Raw genomic sequence first — 16,901 nt, 5'->3', positions numbered from 1 at the left:
TGGTCCCTGTGCCGCATGTCCGGTGCGGTCGGCGGCCCGCGCGGATCACTCGCGGGCAACCGACTGACCGTTCGGTCGGTACCATTGTGCGCGGTGAGGCGGTGGCCTGACAAGGGAACGCGGCGGTCCGGCCCGGCCGAGTGCGCGACGGCGCGACCTTCCGCCCGCCCCCGGCCGGACCGGGGGCGGGCGGAAGGCGGACGGAAAGCGGTCCCGGTGCGGGCCCGCCGCAGGCCGGGCACGGGCACGGTGCGGGCCGGGCACGGGCACGGTGCGGGCCGGGCACGGTGCAGGCCGGGTGCGGGCCGGGCGCCCGCGCCGCGACGGCTACCGCAGGCCGGCGAGCTCCCCGGCCCGCGCGGCGCGCTTGGCGAAGACCTCCTCCTTGCGTTCCTCCATCCGGCGCAGCGCGGTGCGTCGGCCCCGGCTGGAGAGGCGGTCGATGTAGAGGCCGCCGCCCAGGTGATCGGCCTCGTGCTGGAGGCAGCGGGCGAAGTACCCGCGGCCCTCGATGACGAGCGGCCGGCCGTCGAGGTCGCGACCGCGGACGACGGCGGAGTCCGGCCGGACCAGCTCCATGTGCGGGCCGGGGACGGAGAGGCAGCCCTCCTCCGCCTCGACCAGCCGCCGCGCGCCGGCCGGCAGGTCGTCGAGCACCGGGTTGAGGACGTGTCCGACGTGGCGCACGCCGTCCTCGTCGAAGCAGTCCCACACGAAGACCTGGAGGTCGACGCCGATCTGGTTCGCGGCGAGTCCGGCCCCCTCCGCCACCCACATCGCGGCGAACATGTCGTCGACCAGCCGCGCCAGCTCCGGCGTGCCGAACTCCTCCTCCGCCACCGCCCGGCACCGCCGGTGCAGCACCTCCTCCCCGACCACGGTGATCCGCCGCACCTCCCCCCGCAGCGCCTCCGGCGGCACCTCCGGATATGCGGCCACCACCTCGCCCTGCACCCGCACCTGCCCCGGATTCTGCCGAGCCATGACACACCCCTCCGCTTCTCACCCCTGCCCGCCGTGTTCGTTCGCGCTTTGCAAAGTGTGACACTTTGCAAAGCGCGAACACGGCGGGCCAATGCCCGAATATGCCCCGTTTGGAGCCCCTCAGGGTTGCCAAACACTTTGCAAAGTAGCATCTTTGCAAAGTGACCAGCGACAGGAATCCCGCCAACCCCGCGCCCGGCGACGCTGCGGCCCAGCCCGCACCCCCGGCCGCGCCGGGCCTCACCGCCGGCTCCGAGCCGGGCTCCGCCCGACTGCGGAGCGCCCGGCCGCTGCCGCACCACGAGGTCCGCGCCGCACTGCTCGACCTGATCGCCGAGTGGGGCAGCATCACCTCCAACCAGGCCGCGCAGATGATCCACCAGAGTTCCGGCACCTGCTCGTTCCACCTGCGGCAGCTCGCCCGGTACGGACTGATCGAGGAGGCGCCGACCGGCGACGGCCGCTCGCGCCCGTGGCGGCTCCGGTGGGAGGGCAGTCTGATGCCGCCCGGGTCGGCCGAGGAGCCGGCCGACCGGTCCGCGGGGAGCCTGCCCCCGGAGCTGACCGGCGACCTGGAGGACAGCAGCTACCGGCGCTGGCTCGCCGAACGGTCGGCCGCCCCCGTCGAGTGGCAGCGCGATCACGTGTCCAGCGACGTCCTGCACCTCACCGCCGACGAACTGGCCGACCTCGGCGCAGCCGTCCGCGCCCTGCTCGCCCCGTACCGCCAGCGCACCCCTCACGCGGGCACGCGGCCGGTGGCGGCGGTCACCCGGCTCTTCCCGCTGCTCGCCAACGCGGACGCCGACGCAGACGCCGACGGGGACGGGGGGAACCCCGGACGGGCGGGGAACGCCGCAGGTGGAGAGGGCGGTAGGAGCGGCGAAGGCGGCTGACGGGCGGCACCCACGGCTCGACGTCCGGCGGCTCGACGTCCGGCGGCTCGGCCTTCGTGGTCTCGACCTCCGACGGGGGCGGCGACAAGCGGATGGCAGCTGGCAGATATCGGAATCTGTCAGCTGTCATCCGCTGCTTGTCAGCCTTCAGCCGAGCCCCTGCGGAGCGCGGCCGTGCCGGATCTCAGCGGCAGCCGCTCACCCCTCCGAACGGTCGCGCAGGCGCGGCAGCGGCACGGCCAGGAGCGCTGCCAGCAAGGCGATCCGCGGCGCCAGCTGGTCGATCCGGATGTGCTCGTGCCGCGCGTGGGCACCGCCGCCGACCGCGCCGAAGCCGTCCAGCGTCGGCAGTCCGCGTGAACCCGGCAGGTTGGTGTCACCCGCCCCGCCCGCCGGTCCGCCGTCCAGCTGCTGACCGAGCACCGCCGCGAGCGAACGGACGTGGCGCAGCAGGGGGTTGCCGGACCTCTCGGGCCATGCCGGGCGACTGGACAGCACCTCCGTCCGCACCTTCGCCCCCGGCCGGAGCGCGGTGAGCCGGGCCAGGTTGTCCAGGGTGCGGCGCTGTGCCTCGGTGGTGGAGAACCGCAGGCCGAGTTCGGCCTCGGCCCGGCCGGCCACGACGTTGGCGCGGCTGCCGCCGCTGATCCGGCCCGCGTTGAGCTCCGTGCCGGGCTGGCTGACGAGTCCGCGTACGGCGACCAGCTGGTCGACGAGTTCGTCCACCGCGGAGACGCCGTCGGCGGCGTCGTTGCCCGCGTGTGCCTCCCGTCCGGTGACGGTGAGCCGTACCCGGGTCGAGCCGCGGCGGGCGGTCTTGAGCCGGCCGTCCGGGTGCGGCGGTTCGAGGCCCAGCACGGCTGCGGCGCCGCGCAGTTGGCGTTCGACGAGGCGTCGGCCGTCCGGGCTGCCGACCTCCTCGTCGGAGACCACGACCAGGCGGACGGTGCGGTGCGGGCGCTGACCGAGGTCGGCGAGCAGCGCGAAGGCGCCCTCCAGGATGGCGAGTCCGCCCTTCATGTCGACCACGCCGGGCCCGCTGAGGGTGCCGTCCTGCTCGGTGACCGGCCAGTCGGCGAGGGTCCCGACGGGCCAGACGGTGTCGTGGTGTCCGACCACGAGGAGGTGGGGCAGCGTCTCGTCGCGGCCGTCCCACTGGAGGACCAGGTGGTCGCCGGCCGGGCCGGGTTCGCGCCGGACGGTCGCACCGGTGGCGCGGAATCCGGCGGCCAACTCCTCGGCGAGGGCGTCGAGTCGGGGCGCGTCGCCGCTGGGTGACTCGATCCTGGCGAGGTCCGCGCAGCGGCGGCGGACGGCGCCGGCCAGGGTGCGGGCCCGGGTGGTGAGGGCCAGGGGCAGGCCGGGAAGCGCCGCGGTGGGGCCGGGTTGGCCCTCGCTGTCGGGGACGGCCGGAGTGTGGGGGGCCGCTGCGGGGGGTGGTGCGGCGGCGGGAGTGGGGGCGGCCGGGGCGAGGGGGCTTCGGGCGGTGGCGCTTCCGGTGGTGCCGGGCTTGGCCGTGCCGGGTGTGGCGGTGGCGCTGGTCGGTTCAGCCGTGGTGACGGCTGTGGCGACTGCGGCGGCGACCGTGTCGACGGGCGCTGGGGCGGGGGTGGCGTCGGGGGCAACGGGTGTGCTGGTGGCGGCGGTCGTGCTGATCAGGCCGGTCGTGCTGATCGCGCCGGTGGTGGCGGTGGTGGCGGTGGTGCCGGTCGGTGTGGCGGACGGCTGGACGGCTTGAGGGCTCAACGCTCGCCTCCCCGGCCGCCGCCGGTATACAGCGGTCGCATCGGTCGGCCCGACCACCCGGGCTGCCCGGGCCGGGCCTGGCGGCCGGGTCCGGCGGGAACGGTGTCCCGCCGGAACGGTCCGTCTGGTCCAAGTGCACTGGAACGGCTGGGCGGCATGCTTGGCATTTACGTCCTCCTCGCTCGATCCGGCGGCCCCGGTCGTCCCGGGGCCCCGTGGACATCGGCATCGACTACGGCGGGCGCAGACACTGCACCACCGCAGAGAAGCCGAGATGTGAGCCTAGAAGAACCGTTCGGTTTCCTGCGAGGTGGCCCTGCTCCCAGCGTGCCGGGACCGGGCCGCGCGCCGGACGTCCGGCCGCGGATCGACGGTCGGCGCACGGCGTGCGGGCCTGGCTCGGCGCGCGGACGCGGTCGCCGGATCGCGCCCACCTCCACCATGGACCCGGCGCCCCGGTTCGGCAGCGCAAGACGCCAAGGCTCGGCTTTTCCAAGCCAGATGGGTGACATCGACTCGGCTGACGGTACTGGCCGACGGTGGTCGGGGCGGCGCGTGCGTAAGGGGTCGGATCCGGATGAACCGTACTCGGTCACACCGAATCAGTCGATGGTCGGACGGATCGGTGGATACCGTCCGGAGTCGCGACGAGTGGTCAGGACGGGAGTTCGGGCCGAGGCGTCGGTCGGCGTCGTCAAGCTCACACACCTGCGCGTCGGATCGGCTTCGCGCGTCGGTTCACCGGTCCGGCTCGGAGCCGCCCGTCAGTACTGCCGCTCAGGTCTTCCCGCCGGAGCTGCTCGCCGGACCGGCCCGGCGGTTGGGACCGCTCGGCGGAACGGGCGACCGGGTCGGCGGTCGGCGGGTGGAGCCCCGGTCCGTGTCGTCAGGCGGGGTCGTCGACCACCCCGGCATCCCGGGCCAGCAGCGCCACCTGGACGCGGTTGCCGACGCCCAGAGCGGTGAGGATCCGGCTGACGTGCGCCTTCACCGTGCTCTCGCGCATCCCGAGGACGCCCGCGATCTCGGCGTTGGAGAGGCCGAGCGCGAGTTCGCGCAGCACGTCGGTCTCCCGCGGGGTGAGCCCGGTGAGGCGGCCGCGGGCCGCGACCGCGCGTGGCGTGCCGGCGCGGTGGTAACGGTCGATGAGGCGGCGTGCGGCGGCCGGGTGGAGCATGCCCTGACCGGCCGCGACGACGTGGACCGCCCGCGCGATGTCGGCGGGCGGGGTGTCCTTGAGCAGGAAGCCGTCGGCGCCGGCGGCGAGCGCCTGGTACACGTACTCGTCGAGGTCGAACGTGGTGAGCGCGATGACGCGGGGGCCGTCGGGCAGCTCGCGCAGCCGGCGCGTGGCGGCTATGCCGTCGAGCCGGGGCATCCGGATGTCCATCAGGGCGACGTCGATGCGCCGGTGGCGAGCCAGTTCGACGGCCTGCAGCCCGTCGGCGGCCTCGGCGACCACGGTGAGCGCGGGGTCCTGGGACAGCAGGTCGACGAGGCCGAGCCTGACCAGCGCGTCGTCGTCGACGACCATGGTGCGGATCATGTGGCTCCTCCCGGGGGGATCCGCTCGGGCCCGGGGTGGTCCGCCGGGCCGGGCGGCTGTGCGTGCGGACGGACTACGGGTCGGGCGGGTGGCCGACGGGGCGTCGGCAGGCGGGCGGCGAGGCGGAACCCGCCCTGCCCGTCGGAGCCGGCGTCGAGGTGTCCCCCGAGCGCGCCGATCCGTTCGGCGAGCCCGACCAGGCCGTATCCCCCGCCTGCACCGGCACCGGAGGGGGCGTGCCGCCCCGGACCGTTGCGCACCTCGACGGTGGTCGCCGGGGCGCCGTAGCCCACGCGGACGGTGACGGGCGCGGTGTGCGCGTACTTGCGGGCGTTGGTCAGCGCCTCCTGGACGACCCGGTGGACGGCGAGGCGGTGGGTGGTCGGGACGTCCTCGGGGTCGCCGGCGAGGGCGAGTTCGACGGTCTGACCGGCTTCGGTGGCTTCGCCGACGAGCTCGGCGAGGTGCCGCAGGGCCGGAGCGGGCACCGCTCCGGGCGCGGTGGCCGTGGCAGCTGCGGCAGCCGTGGAGTCCGCGGCGGTGACGGGGCCGACGGCGGGACCGGGGCCCGCCGGGCCGGTGGAGTCGGTGGAGTCGGTGGAGTCGGTGGAGTCGGTGGCGGGGCCCGGTCCGGGGTGGAGTGGCGGATCGAGGGACGGCCCGGCAGTCGGGGGCCGGTCCCGGGCAGCGGTCGGGCCTGCGGGACCGGGCGGCTCCGGGTCGGCCCGGAGGACGCCGAGGACGTCGCGCAGGTCGTCGAGCGAGTGGGCGGCCGTCGCCCGGATCAGTTCCAGGCGGTGGGCGAGGCGCGCCGGATCGTCGGCGACGGTGCCGGCGGCGGCCTGGTCGCGCAGCACCCCGGCGTGCAGGACGAGGAGGCTCAGCCGGTGGGCGAGGACGTCGTGCATCTCGCGGGCGATCCGGGCGCGCTCGGCGGACCTGGCCTGCTCCGCCCGGAGTTCGCGTTCGCGGCGCAGCGCGTCGACCTTGGCGCGCAGGGCCCGGATCAGGACCCGCCGGCCGTGCATCCAGAGCCCGAGGGAGATCGCCGCGGCCTCGACGACCAGTTGGGATCCGGCGGTGCCGGCCCAGTCGGCGGGGGATGCGGCGCGGAGCGCGCTGAGTCCCGCGATGGCCGCTCCGCCTGCCATCGCGGGGCCGGGGCGGCCGGTCGAGGCGAGGTGGTAGACGCTGAAGAGCCCGGGGAAGGCGCGGTTGAGCAGGCCGCCGGCCAGTATGGGGAGCACGGCCGCGGTGATCGGGTAGCGGCGTGCGAGCAGGAGGGAGAGCGAGGCGAGGGCGACCGCGGCGACGCGGACCGGGCGCAGCGGGAGGTCGGTGTCGTGCCACTGGACGACGCTCTCCTCGGCGGTGAGGGCGAGGACGGTGAGGAGGAACAGGGTCTCGGTCAGGCGGTGCCGGCCGGGGGCGTACCAGCCGAGTGGGGCGGTGCGGGGTGGGCGGGGTCGGCGGGGTGGGCGCGCGGTGTGGTCCGTGGTCACTCGGTGTCCTCCCTTCTCGCTCTTCCGGCCGTCCTCGGTCGCCCGTCGGCCGCTTCGCGCGGGGCCGGTCCGGGGCGGTCCGGCCCCGATGCTATGGCGTGTCCCCGGCCGTGGCCCCCTACCTATGGTCATCCACCACCCTCGACTTTCGTCGGGGGTGCGGGTTGACGATCGGCGGATCCGGACCGGCCCGGACGTCCGTAGCTTCGACTCCATGACGATGGATCAGCTCCGTACCGGTCCCGCCTCCGGCTCCGGCCACCCGCCCCGCACCGACCCCGACTCGGCCCCTGTCACCGCACCCGCACCCGCGGCCCTGCCCGCACCCATACCCGCCGGAACGCGGTCGGCCGGCGGCGACCGGTGGCTGTTCCTCTCCGAGGCGCTGCGCACGTTCCACCTGACGGGTGCCCTCGCGCCGAGCGGGGACGGTCTGGTCGGCGCCCTGGCCGTGCCGGCGACCAGCCGTCCGGACCGGCCGATCTCGGTACTGGAGGTGGGGGCCGGGACGGGTGCGGTGACCCGGCGGCTGGTCCGGGTGCTGCGGACCGGCGACCGGCTGCACGCCGTCGAGGCCAATCCGCGGTTCGCGGAGCGGCTGCGGAGGGACGAGGTGCTGGCGCGGCGCGGGCCGGAGGTCGGGCTGCGGCTGTCGGCGTGCCGGGTGCAGGACCTGCCGGAGTGCCTGCCTCCCGGGGCGGGCGGCGGTGGTCCCGGGGGTGAGCGGTACGACGTGATCGTCTCGGGGCTGCCGTTCACCAACTTCGAGCCGGTCGAGGTCCGGCACATCCTGGATCTGTACCTCAGGCTGCTGGTGCCGGGCGGCGAGCTGACGTACTTCGGGTACCTGGGGACGTCGGCGGCGCGGCTGGTGACGTCGGGTCCGGGGCGCGGGGCGCGGCACCGGGCGGTGGTGCGGGTGCTGCGGCGGTTCGAGGAGGAGTACGGGATCGGGAGCCGGACGGTGTGGCGCAACCTCCCGCCGGCCCGCGCCCGACTGCTCCGGGTGCCGGGCGGGGGCGGGGTCCGGGCCGGGGCCGCGAGCGCCTCCGGGACCGGGGCCGAGTTCGGGAGCGCGAACGGGGCGGAGTGCGGGCCGGGCGGTCCGCCGGCCCCGACGGGTGCCGGGTCGGGAGGTGGCGACGAGGCGGCCGGGGGTACCGGCGGCACGCCGAGCGGGACGGCGGCACCCGCTCGATGATGGACCGGGGCCGGTCCCCGGCTCCGCGTCCAGCAGTGAGGAGCGCCAGATGACCGTGACCGTTCGCGACTCCGACGGCGACCGCCGTTTCGAGGCCTGGGCCGGTGACACCCTGGCCGGATTCGCGGAGTACCTGCGCAGCGACGAGCTGGTGGTGTACCAGCACACGGTGGTCGAACCGGCCTACGAGGGGCAGGGTGTCGGCGGTGCGCTGGCCCGGGCCGCGCTGGACGACGCCCGCGAGCGGGGGCTGGCCGTGCTGGCGACGTGCCCGTTCATCAAGGGGTGGATGCTCCGCCACCCCGAGTACGTCGACCTCGCGTACGAGAACCGCAGCCGGGTGGCCGACTGATGGGCGGCGGTGGAGCCGGTGGTGGGACCGGTGGAGCCGGTGGTGGCGGGACGCTCGGCGGGCGCCGTCGGCCCGTGCGGGCCTACCCGGGCGACGGGATCACGGTGTCCTTCGACGCGGAGGTCTGCAGGCATGCGGCGGAGTGCGTGCACGGGTTGCCGTCCGTGTTCGACACGGCGAAGCGTCCGTGGATCATGCCGGATGCCGCCGAACCGGGAGTGATCGCCGAGGTGGTGCGGCGTTGCCCGACCGGGGCGCTGACGTACCGGTCGGCGGACGGCGGGACGGAGGCTCCGGAGCGGCCGACGACGGTGCGGCGGACGGCGGACGGGCGGCTTCTGCTGCGCGGGCAGCTGCGGATCGCCGACGCCGGGGGCGAGGTCCGGGAGACGACGCGGGCGATGCTGTGCGGCTGCGGCGGCAGCGCCGGGCAGCCCTACTGCGACCGGAGCGGTGCGTGCGGCGGGCACGGGGGGTGACGGTGCACGGCGATGGGTGGCGGCGCCGGCCGACCGCTCGCCAGACAAATGACAACTGACAGATGTCAGATGACAGATTTTGAAATCTGTCAGTTGCCGTGCCATAGTCGAACGTGCCGACCACCACCCTCCGCGCGTCGCACACCCCGGCCCCCTCCAGTCCCTCCCCCTCTCACCAGGAGCGCCCATGTCCACCACCGCCCACCCGATCCCCCGGCGCACCCTCGGCGCCACCGGCCCCACCACGTCCGCCCTCGGCCTGGGCTGCATGGGCATGTCGGACCTCTACGGCCCGGCCGACGAGGCCGAGAGCGTCGCCACCATCCGGGCCGCCCTCGACGCCGGCCTGACCCTGCTCGACACCGGCGACTTCTACGGCATGGGGCACAACGAGCTGCTGATCCACGAGGCGCTGCGCGGCCGCGACCGCGAGGGCGTCCAGATCAGCGTGAAGTTCGGCGCCCAGCGCAGCCCGGACGGCCAGTGGCTCGGGTACGACGCCGGCCCCGCGGCCACCAAGACCGCCCTCGCCTACACCCTGCGCCGCCTGCGCACCGACCACATCGACGTCTACCGCCCGGCCCGGCTCGACCCGGCCGTGCCGATCGAGGAGACCGTCGGCGCGATCGCCGACCTGGTGAAGGCCGGCTACGTCCGCCACATCGGCCTGTCCGAAGTGGGTGCGGACACCCTGCGGCGCGCCGCCGCCGTCCACCCGATCAGCGACCTGCAGATCGAGTACTCGCTGATCTCCCGCTCCGTCGAGGCCGAGATCCTGCCCGTCGCCCGCGAGCTGGGCATCGGCGTGACCGCGTACGGGGTGCTCTCCCGCGGTCTGCTCAGCGGCCACTGGCAGAACGACCGCGAACTGTCCGGCACCGACTTCCGCGGCCACAGCCCGCGCTTCCAGGGCGACAACCTGACCCACAACCTCCGGCTGGTCGAGGCGCTGCGCGCGGTCGCCGCCGAGCGCGGCGCCACCGTCGCGCAGATCGCGATCGCCTGGGTGGCCTCGCGCGGAGAGGACGTCGTCCCGCTGGTCGGCGCCCGCCGCCGGGACCGGCTGACCGAGGCGCTCGGCGCCCTGGACGTGGCCCTCACCGCGGCGGACCTCGCGGCCATCGAGGCGGCGGTCCCGGCCGGGTCGGCCGCCGGGGACAGGTACGCTGCCGCCCAGATGGCCCATCTCGACAGCGAGCACTGAGCAGCGGCACCCGCCGCGGCCTCCCGCCCGCCGCCGGGTCCGGACCGTCCACACCCGTACCGGCAGCAGCCGCACCCGCCGTCGGCCCGCAGGTCGGCCTGCGGGTCGACCGCCGCCGGTCGACCCGCTGCCCGTCCGCCCGCCCGGCGGGCGGACTCCTCACCCGTAAGGACGTACCTCCCCGTGGCCACGGACAGCGCACTCACCACCGAGCAGATCCTCGGCGCGACGGAGGACGTCCTCAGGCGGTTCGGCCCGGCGAAGGCCACCGTCGTGGACGTCGCCCGGACCCTCGGAGTGAGCCACGGCAGCGTCTACCGGTTCTTCCCGAGCAAGGCGGCGCTACGCGAGGCCGTCACCCAGCGCTGGCTGGACCAGGCCCACCACGACCTGCGGTCCGTCGCCGCCGAGCCGGGCCCGGCCTCCGAGCGCCTGCACCGCTGGCTGGCGACGCTGTTCGCCGCCAAGCGGAGGAAGGCGCTCGACGACCCCCAGCTCTTCGCCACCTACATGACGCTGGTCGGCGAGAACAGCCACACCGTCGAGGCCCACCTGGACACCCTGATCGGCCAGATCGGCCGGATCGTCCAGGACGGCGTGGCGACCGGGGAGTTCCGGCCCACCGACACCGGTGCGACGGCCCGCGCGGTGTTCGAGGCGACCGCGCACTTCCACGACCCGGCGTACGCGGGTGAGTGGTCCGATCCGGCGGCCCCGGAGCGGTTCGAGGCTCTCTGGAAGCTCCTCCTCGGAGGCCTGGCCGCCACGTCCTGACGTCCGGCCCGAGGACGCCGCGAGGTCCGGAACCCGGAGCCGCGGCCCTCACCCCCCGGCCCGGCGGGGGCGCCGGGCCTGCGCGCCGGGAACCGCGGCGCAGGCCCGGCCGGTGTCACTTCTCCGCCTGCGCGATGCGCACCATGTTGCCCGAGGGGTCGCGGAACGCGCAGTCGCGCGGGCCCCAGGGCTGGTCGACGGGCTCCTGGAGGACCTCGGCACCGAAGGCGCGGACCTTCTCGAAGGTGCCGTCCAGGTCGTCGGTGCGGAAGACCAGCATCGGCAGCACGCCCTTGGTGAGCAGCGCCTGCAGGGCGTCGCCGTCCGCCTGGGAGCGGCCGGCGTGCGGTTCGGAGAGCACGATCTCCAGGCCCGGCTGGGTGGCGCTGCCGAGGGTGACCCAGCGGAAGTCACCCGACGCGACGTCGTTGCGCACCTCCAGGCCGAGCGCGTCGCGGTAGAACGCGAGCGAGTCGTTCAGGTCGTTCACGGTGATGTTGCAGTACTTGAGTGCGATGTCCATGCACGCAACGCTAGGCGGCGGCCGGATCGCCCGCTTCTCGAATCCTGCTCGAACCGCCGCCCGGTCCGCCGCGCCTCGGACGGGTGCGCCTCGGACGGGTGCGGAGCTTCGCCACACAGGCGGGCATCGCCGCCACCGCGGCGTGCTCGCCGCCGCAGTAGACGCTCGGGGAGACGCCCACCACCTCGGTGAAGCGCGAGCTGAACGAGCCGAGCGAGGTGCAGCCGACCGCCATGCAGGCGTCGGTCACGCTCATGCCCGACCGGAGCAGCGCCATCGCACGCTCGATCCGGCGGGTCATGAGGTAGCTGTACGGCGTCTCGCCGTAAGCCGCCCGGAACCGGCGCGAGAAGTGCGCCGGGGACATCAGCGCGTGCCGGGCCATCGTGCGCACGTCCAGCGGGCGCGCGTAGTCCCGGTCGATCAGGTCCCGCGCCCGCCGCAGGTGAGCGAGGGCGGCGAGGTCTTCCGGGGTCATGGTTCAAGGGTACGGGGACCGTCCGACGGGGGCGCCGGAGAGCCGTCCGCGCCGCCCCGAGGTGCGGCCCGGAGCAGTGCCCGGAGTACGGCCCGGGCCCGTCCCGTCAGTGTCGGGCGTGGACGACGAGCCGGTTCCGCCCGCCGTCGAAGGTGGCGGCCAGGGCCCGGGCCTCGCGGCGGCCGCCGCCGAAGAGCCCCCGCCGGTCGACGTGGACGGTCAGGGTGTCGTGCGCGTCGATCTCCGCCGAGATGCCGCGGGTCCCGATGGTGTCCGCCCAGGCGTCCAGGTTCCGGCCGAACCACTCGGGCAGGCCGCACGGCGCGGCGACCGCGTCCCAGAAGTCGTCGAGGGAGTCGATCGTCCGGCCGCGCAGGTCCACGATCAGCTCACTGTGCGCCACCACAGCAGCGTAGCCCGCCCGCGCCGAGGCCCGTGCCGGGGCCCGGACCGACGCCCGCCGCGTCCGGGGCGCGGACGGCCCCGGACGGCGGTCAGCTCCGGGAGTGGCCGAAGAAGATCCGGTAGAGCACCAGCAGCACCAGCGCGCCGCCGATCGCCGACGCCCAGGTCGTGAGGTCGAAGAACTGGGCCGTCACCGGCCGGTGCAGGAAACGCGCGGAGATCCAGCCGCCGACGAACGACCCGGCGACGCCGATCAGGGTGGTCACCACCAGACCGCCCGGATCCCGGCCCGGCAACAGCAACTTGGCCAGGGCTCCGGCCACCAGGCCCAGCACGATCCATGCCACGAAGCTCATGCGTCCTCCCGCCCTCCACACCGCGCGGCGGGCCCCACGCCCGCCCTACCACCGACGTGGACGCGCCCGTGCGCCCCCGTGGTTCCGGTGCGCCGGGCGTGGCACCGGCCGTGCCGCCCACCGCCGCCGGGATACTGCGGCCATGCGCATCCTGATCGCCACCGCCGGCTCACGCGGCGACGTCGCCCCCTTCACCGGGCTCGGCGCCCGGCTGCACGCGGCCGGCCACCAGGTCGCCGTCGCCACGCACACCGCCTTCGCCGACACCGTCCGGTCCGCGGGCCTGGAGTTCCGTCCGCTGCCGGTCGACCCGCGCACCGAACTCGCCTCCGAACGCGGGCAGGAGCTCCTGCGGGCCGGCGCCGGTCCGCTCGGCATCGTCCGACTCACCCGGCTCGCACGGTCGTTCATGCCCGCACTCGGCGACGGCATCGAGGCGGCCGCCGCACCCGGGGCCGACCTGCTGCTCACCACCGGCACCACGGCCGCCCTCGGCCAGGTGGTCGCCGAGGCGGCAGGCATCCCCACCATCACCCTCCTCCTCCAACCCCTCGCCCCCACCAGGGCGTTCGCCCCCGCCGTCACCGGCACCAGGTCACTCGGCCAGTGCGGGAACCTGCTCGCCGGGCACGCCGTCCAGGCCACGGTCGACAGCCTCTTCGCCCCGGCGGTGCGGAGCCTGCGCCGCCGACTCGGCCTTCCGCTGCGGAGCGTGGCGCACGCGAGGACCTCCCACCCCGTCCTGCACGGCTTCTCCCCGATCGTCGTCCCGCGCCCCGCCGACTGGCGCCCCGGACTCGACGTCGCCGGCTACTGGTGGCCGCACCCCGACCCCGACTGGAAGCCCCCGCAGCGCCTCCTCGACTTCCTCGCCGCCGGACCGCCGCCCGTCTACGTCGGCTTCGGCAGCCTGGTCGTGCCCGATCCCGACGGCCTCACCCGGACGATCCTCGCCGCCCTCCGCGCCGCCCGGGTCCGCGCCGTGCTGCAGTCCGGCTGGAGCGGCCTCGCCGCCGCCGAGAGCGAGGACGTCCTCACCATCGGCGACGCCCCGCACGACTGGCTCTTCCCGCGCATGGCCGCCACCATCCACCACGCCGGCGCCGGCACCACCGCCGCCACCCTCCGCGCGGGCGTCCCCACGATCCCCGTCCCGGCCCAGCTCGACGCCCCGTTCTGGGCCGCCCGCCTCACCGGACTCGGCACCAGCCCCGGCCCCGTCCCCCTCCCCCAGCTCACCGCCGCCCGCCTCGCCACCGCCGTCCGCCAGACCCTCGACACCCCCCACCACCGCAACTGCGCCCGCGCCCTGTCCACCGCCCTCGACGCGGAGGACGGCACCATCAAGGTCCTCAACGCCATCAACCGCCTCGCCGACCCCCGGGACCGCTAACCTGCCACCAGCACCCGACCCCCAGCCGAGGCGCCCGAAATGCCCGCATCACAGCAAGTTGCACAGACCGCCCAGCGGCCCTGACAAACCCCCAGCTCACGAACTCTGCTCCCCGCACCCGCGGGGGTGTTCCACGGGGGGGACGGCGGCCGGTACCAGGCTGTTGCCTGCTCCCCGCACCCGCGGGGGTGTTCCCCCCCTGCAGCGCCGCCATCTGGGCCATCGCCTGCTGCTCCCCGCACCCGCGGGGGTGTTCCCCCTGAAGATCGGGGACGCCGGGACCGATTTCCCTGCTCCCCGCACCCGCGGGGGTGTTCCCCGCACGATCCTGCTGGGCAAGCCGATGGACTGCTGCTCCCCGCACCCGCGGGGGTGTTCCCGGCGGCTCCGTGAAGTCGTAGACGGTGGTCTGCTGCTCCCCGCACCCGCGGGGGTGTTCCCTAACAGTAGAGGCCATTCCGGTCGGTTCGGAGCTGCTCCCCGCACCCGCGGGGGTGTTCCCGGCACGGTGGTGGCAGCTCCGCCGAGTGGTCGCTGCTCCCCGCACCCGCGGGGGTGTTCCCTCCGTGCCGGGCGAGCCGGCCCGGCCATTGGTCTGCTCCCCGCACCCGCGGGGGTGTTCCCGACATCACCATCCGAGGGGGAACCAGCGTGGGCTGCTCCCCGCACCCGCGGGGGTGTTCCCACCGTGTTCAGTCTGGACCTGGCGGGTGCGCCCTGCTCCCCGCACCCGCGGGGGTGTTCCCGAGACGAGGGCCAAGGCCAACGCCGAGGCGGCCTGCTCCCCGCACCCGCGGGGGTGTTCCCACCCGGCCGTCGGGGTACTCGGCGCCGTGGAGCTGCTCCCCGCACCCGCGGGGGTGTTCCCGCCTGCAGGCGCGGACCTACGCCAGGTGCAGACTGCTCCCCGCACCCGCGGGGGTGTTCCCCTCGAAGGGCACTCGGACCCGGCGTTCACCAGCTGCTCCCCGCACCCGCGGGGGTGTTCCCGTCCGGGAGCTGACGCCGAACCCGGAGAGGGTCTGCTCCCCGCACCCGCGGGGGTGTTCCCCGGCACGCCCGCACCGAATGGGGCTTGGCCAACTGCTCCCCGCACCCGCGGGGGTGTTCCCGACAGCACCGCGAGACGCTGGCCGTCCGCCTTCTGCTCCCCGCACCCGCGGGGGTGTTCCCATCCTGTGCCCGAAGGCCATCAGCCGGAATCCCTGCTCCCCGCACCCGCGGGGGTGTTCCCAAGGCAATCTACCTGCGCGACTATCGGCAGGCCTGCTCCCCGCACCCGCGGGGGTGTTCCCCCGCGGCACCCGCACCGCAGCAGCCCGCGGCGCTGCTCCCCGCACCCGCGGGGGTGTTCCCAGGCAGAACTGGTTGGACGCCTGGGGGTCGTCCCTGCTCCCCGCACCCGCGGGGGTGTTCCCGAGGACTGGACCGTGAGTGTTGACGGCCTCTTCTGCTCCCCGCACCCGCGGGGGTGTTCCCCAGGTGATGTTGCCCTCGATGTCGGCACCGGACTGCTCCCCGCACCCGCGGGGGTGTTCCCCCCTGGGGCAGCGAACGGCCGTGGCTGACCGCCTGCTCCCCGCACCCGCGGGGGTGTTCCCTTCCAGTCCCCGTTGTCCATGTGCTCCAGGCCCTGCTCCCCGCACCCGCGGGGGTGTTCCCTGCTCGGCGGCCTCTCCGAGCACCGAGCGGAGCTGCTCCCCGCACCCGCGGGGGTGTTCCCGTCGGGGACGACGACTACGACAAGGAATGGATCTGCTCCCCGCACCTGCGGGGGTGTTCCCAAGGCCCGGGCTGGGGCGCGGAACAAGGCGGTCTGCTCCCCGCACCTGCGGGGGTGTTCCCCGTCGGCCGTCGCCAACCTGGTGGACTGGAACCTGCTCCCCGCACCTGCGGGGGTGTTCCCTCCGTGGCAGCCCAGGCGAGTTGCACAGTGTGCCTGCTCCCCGCACCTGCGGGGGTGTTCCCTGGCCCGCCACGCCTCGAAGTTCCGGGCCGTGCTGTTCCCCGCACCTGCGGGGGTGTTCCCGAAGGGAAAGGAACTTGCTCAGATGGACATGCCTGCTCCCCGCACCTGCGGGGGTGTTCCCACTGCGGCGAACGTCTCTGCATTGCTGTGCATCTGCTCCCCGCACCCGCGGGGATGGTCCCTGGTTGTTCGGTGCGGTGCCGATGGTCGCCCCCTGCTCCCCGCACCCGCGGGGGTGTTCCCGCGGTCCAGGTGAGCGTCTTCGAGGGCCCGCTGCTCCCCTCGTCCGCGGGGATACTCCTTCGGCCTCGCCATGGAGGCCGGTCTCCACTACTGTTCCCCGCACCTGTGGGGGTGTTCCTGCTCCCCGCTTCGACAGCAGCACCTGCGCACTCTGCTCCCCGCGCCTGCGGGGATGGTCCCAGCGTCGTCGGCCTACTGGCGGGCGCGACAGACCTGCTCCCCGCTCGTGCGGGGGTTGCCGGGGTGGCCCGCCATGTGAGGCACCTTCTCGCCGCAGGACACACCTGGCGTCGAGGTGAGTATGCCGACGATATCGGCCTCTCATCCCCGCGCGCGTCGACTTGGCGGGCAGTGTCGAACAGCGTAGTCAGGACTACTGGCGGGCGCCAGAAGTCCTGTGATCGTTCCCAACTCGAAGGCAGCGAAGCCGGGTTGGCCTTGGCTCCCTAACGAAGCGCTATGATCCCCCTCAGGCGACCTGATGGTCAGTCAGATCACCGAGTGCCGCCATGCCTGGGCGCGCTCGCCCACCACAAGACGACGATGGCCGGACCCGCTGCTCCGGGAAGAACTCGGGTCCGGCCTACCCTCCGTGAAAGGAGTTCGTTCATGATAACTCGAACGGCCAAGCGCCCTCTGGACAGCCAGGGGACGGCGCGGGCGGCCGTCCTGCTCACCGCGTGCGTGACGGCGGGGGCGGGTTCCTCGTCCGCTGCCGACAGTGGGGTTCGCACGGTCGTGGCCGTGGTGGTGGTCGTCCTGGCCGCCGTGTCCGCGCTGCGCGGTCCGAACCCGCCCGCACGGCGCCCGCGCCGGCGCCGTAGGGGCTGAGGCCGCACCGGGAGCGCCG

The 16,901-nt window shown here is 74.9% G+C and carries 16 protein-coding genes and 1 CRISPR repeat array; of the genes, 8 read left to right on the top strand and 8 right to left on the bottom strand.

What is annotated here, in order from left to right; translation table 11 throughout:
- Positions 1-327 precede the first annotated feature (327 nt).
- On the bottom strand, positions 328-984 hold the full coding sequence (gene def / locus OG550_RS29570) for a peptide deformylase (RefSeq protein ID WP_327682662.1): 657 nt from the start codon (positions 982-984) through the stop codon (positions 328-330).
- Between the two features lie 161 nt (positions 985-1,145).
- Here def and OG550_RS29565 point away from each other — a divergent pair, with 161 nt between their 5' ends.
- Complete coding sequence (locus OG550_RS29565) at positions 1,146-1,880, top strand: winged helix-turn-helix domain-containing protein (protein ID WP_327682660.1); 735 nt, start codon at positions 1,146-1,148, stop codon at positions 1,878-1,880.
- 198 nt (positions 1,881-2,078) lie between these two features.
- Here OG550_RS29565 and OG550_RS29560 read toward each other — a convergent pair whose 3' ends face one another.
- The 3 genes from OG550_RS29560 to OG550_RS29550 all read right to left on the bottom strand — a co-directional run bounded on the left by OG550_RS29560 (position 2,079) and on the right by OG550_RS29550 (position 6,674).
- Entirely contained in the window at positions 2,079-3,626 is a 1,548-nt protein-coding gene (locus OG550_RS29560; protein WP_327682658.1) for a M20 family metallopeptidase, read from the bottom strand.
- An 886-nt stretch (positions 3,627-4,512) separates the two neighbouring features.
- The gene (locus OG550_RS29555) at positions 4,513-5,172 is read right to left on the bottom strand and encodes a response regulator transcription factor (protein ID WP_327682656.1); all 660 of its coding nucleotides are present in this window, start codon (positions 5,170-5,172) and stop codon (positions 4,513-4,515) included.
- On the bottom strand, positions 5,169-6,674 hold the full coding sequence (locus OG550_RS29550; protein ID WP_327682654.1) for a sensor histidine kinase: 1,506 nt from the start codon (positions 6,672-6,674) through the stop codon (positions 5,169-5,171). The genes OG550_RS29555 and OG550_RS29550 overlap by 4 nt, the downstream gene beginning before the upstream one ends.
- Before the next feature lie 214 nt (positions 6,675-6,888).
- Between OG550_RS29550 and OG550_RS29545 the strand changes: the two genes are divergently transcribed.
- From OG550_RS29545 to OG550_RS29525, 5 genes are all read left to right on the top strand, one after another.
- On the top strand, positions 6,889-7,875 hold the full coding sequence (locus OG550_RS29545) for a class I SAM-dependent methyltransferase (protein ID WP_327682653.1): 987 nt from the start codon (positions 6,889-6,891) through the stop codon (positions 7,873-7,875).
- Positions 7,876-7,924: 49 nt separating this feature from the next.
- The gene (locus OG550_RS29540; RefSeq protein ID WP_327682651.1) at positions 7,925-8,227 is read left to right on the top strand and encodes a GNAT family N-acetyltransferase; all 303 of its coding nucleotides are present in this window, start codon (positions 7,925-7,927) and stop codon (positions 8,225-8,227) included.
- The gene (locus OG550_RS29535) at positions 8,227-8,706 is read left to right on the top strand and encodes a (4Fe-4S)-binding protein (RefSeq protein ID WP_327682649.1); all 480 of its coding nucleotides are present in this window, start codon (positions 8,227-8,229) and stop codon (positions 8,704-8,706) included. The genes OG550_RS29540 and OG550_RS29535 overlap by 1 nt, the downstream gene beginning before the upstream one ends.
- Before the next feature lie 187 nt (positions 8,707-8,893).
- Positions 8,894-9,910, top strand: a complete 1,017-nt coding sequence (locus tag OG550_RS29530; RefSeq protein ID WP_327682647.1) for an aldo/keto reductase — start codon at positions 8,894-8,896, stop codon at positions 9,908-9,910.
- A 183-nt stretch (positions 9,911-10,093) separates the two neighbouring features.
- Complete coding sequence (locus OG550_RS29525) at positions 10,094-10,684, top strand: TetR family transcriptional regulator (RefSeq protein ID WP_327682645.1); 591 nt, start codon at positions 10,094-10,096, stop codon at positions 10,682-10,684.
- A gap of 115 nt (positions 10,685-10,799) precedes the next feature.
- Here the strand turns inward: OG550_RS29525 and OG550_RS29520 are convergent, their stop codons facing one another.
- The 4 genes from OG550_RS29520 to OG550_RS29505 all read right to left on the bottom strand — a co-directional run bounded on the left by OG550_RS29520 (position 10,800) and on the right by OG550_RS29505 (position 12,446).
- Positions 10,800-11,207, bottom strand: coding sequence for a VOC family protein (locus OG550_RS29520; RefSeq protein WP_327682644.1), 408 nt, complete (start codon positions 11,205-11,207; stop codon positions 10,800-10,802).
- Positions 11,208-11,217: 10 nt separating this feature from the next.
- Positions 11,218-11,685 carry a helix-turn-helix transcriptional regulator gene (locus tag OG550_RS29515; RefSeq protein ID WP_327682642.1) on the bottom strand — a complete coding sequence of 156 codons (468 nt, stop codon included), beginning with the start codon at positions 11,683-11,685 and terminating at the stop codon, positions 11,218-11,220.
- Positions 11,686-11,791: 106 nt separating this feature from the next.
- Positions 11,792-12,088: a barstar family protein gene (locus OG550_RS29510; RefSeq protein WP_327682640.1), complete on the bottom strand. Its 297-nt coding sequence runs from the start codon at positions 12,086-12,088 to the stop codon at positions 11,792-11,794.
- 91 nt (positions 12,089-12,179) lie between these two features.
- Positions 12,180-12,446: a GlsB/YeaQ/YmgE family stress response membrane protein gene (locus OG550_RS29505; protein ID WP_327682638.1), complete on the bottom strand. Its 267-nt coding sequence runs from the start codon at positions 12,444-12,446 to the stop codon at positions 12,180-12,182.
- A gap of 142 nt (positions 12,447-12,588) precedes the next feature.
- On the opposite strand from OG550_RS29505, the gene OG550_RS29500 reads away from it, so the two are divergent.
- Together OG550_RS29500 and OG550_RS29495 are read left to right on the top strand one after the other, a co-directional pair.
- Positions 12,589-13,839 carry a glycosyltransferase gene (locus OG550_RS29500; RefSeq protein WP_327682636.1) on the top strand — a complete coding sequence of 417 codons (1,251 nt, stop codon included), beginning with the start codon at positions 12,589-12,591 and terminating at the stop codon, positions 13,837-13,839.
- Between the two features lie 105 nt (positions 13,840-13,944).
- Positions 13,945-16,051: direct repeats of the CRISPR family, unit length 29 nt; unit sequence CTGCTCCCCGCACCCGCGGGGGTGTTCCC.
- Between the two features lie 609 nt (positions 16,052-16,660).
- Positions 16,661-16,882, top strand: a complete 222-nt coding sequence (locus OG550_RS29495; RefSeq protein WP_327682634.1) for a hypothetical protein — start codon at positions 16,661-16,663, stop codon at positions 16,880-16,882.
- Positions 16,883-16,901: the final 19 nt, after the last annotated feature.

It is taken from the genome of Kitasatospora sp. NBC_00458, from assembly GCF_036013975.1.
Classification (GTDB): Bacteria; Actinomycetota; Actinomycetes; order Streptomycetales; family Streptomycetaceae; genus Kitasatospora.
The sequence above is the reverse complement of the archived record's forward strand: the minus strand, read 5'-3'. Positions and strand labels throughout refer to the sequence as shown.

What these genes read in the sequence shown, in the direction of transcription:
- def (WP_327682662.1), bottom strand. Translation starts at nt 984, where the DNA reads ATGGCTCGGCAGAATCCGGGGCAGGTGCGGGTGCAGGGCGAGGTGGTG.
- OG550_RS29555 (WP_327682656.1), bottom strand. Translation starts at nt 5,172, where the DNA reads ATGATCCGCACCATGGTCGTCGACGACGACGCGCTGGTCAGGCTCGGC.
- OG550_RS29545 (WP_327682653.1), top strand. Translation starts at nt 6,889, where the DNA reads ATGACGATGGATCAGCTCCGTACCGGTCCCGCCTCCGGCTCCGGCCAC.
- OG550_RS29540 (WP_327682651.1), top strand. Translation starts at nt 7,925, where the DNA reads ATGACCGTGACCGTTCGCGACTCCGACGGCGACCGCCGTTTCGAGGCC.
- OG550_RS29535 (WP_327682649.1), top strand. Translation starts at nt 8,227, where the DNA reads ATGGGCGGCGGTGGAGCCGGTGGTGGGACCGGTGGAGCCGGTGGTGGC.
- OG550_RS29530 (WP_327682647.1), top strand. Translation starts at nt 8,894, where the DNA reads ATGTCCACCACCGCCCACCCGATCCCCCGGCGCACCCTCGGCGCCACC.
- OG550_RS29520 (WP_327682644.1), bottom strand. Translation starts at nt 11,207, where the DNA reads ATGGACATCGCACTCAAGTACTGCAACATCACCGTGAACGACCTGAAC.
- OG550_RS29515 (WP_327682642.1), bottom strand. Translation starts at nt 11,685, where the DNA reads ATGACCCCGGAAGACCTCGCCGCCCTCGCTCACCTGCGGCGGGCGCGG.
- OG550_RS29505 (WP_327682638.1), bottom strand. Translation starts at nt 12,446, where the DNA reads ATGAGCTTCGTGGCATGGATCGTGCTGGGCCTGGTGGCCGGAGCCCTG.
- OG550_RS29500 (WP_327682636.1), top strand. Translation starts at nt 12,589, where the DNA reads ATGCGCATCCTGATCGCCACCGCCGGCTCACGCGGCGACGTCGCCCCC.
- OG550_RS29495 (WP_327682634.1), top strand. Translation starts at nt 16,661, where the DNA reads ATGATAACTCGAACGGCCAAGCGCCCTCTGGACAGCCAGGGGACGGCG.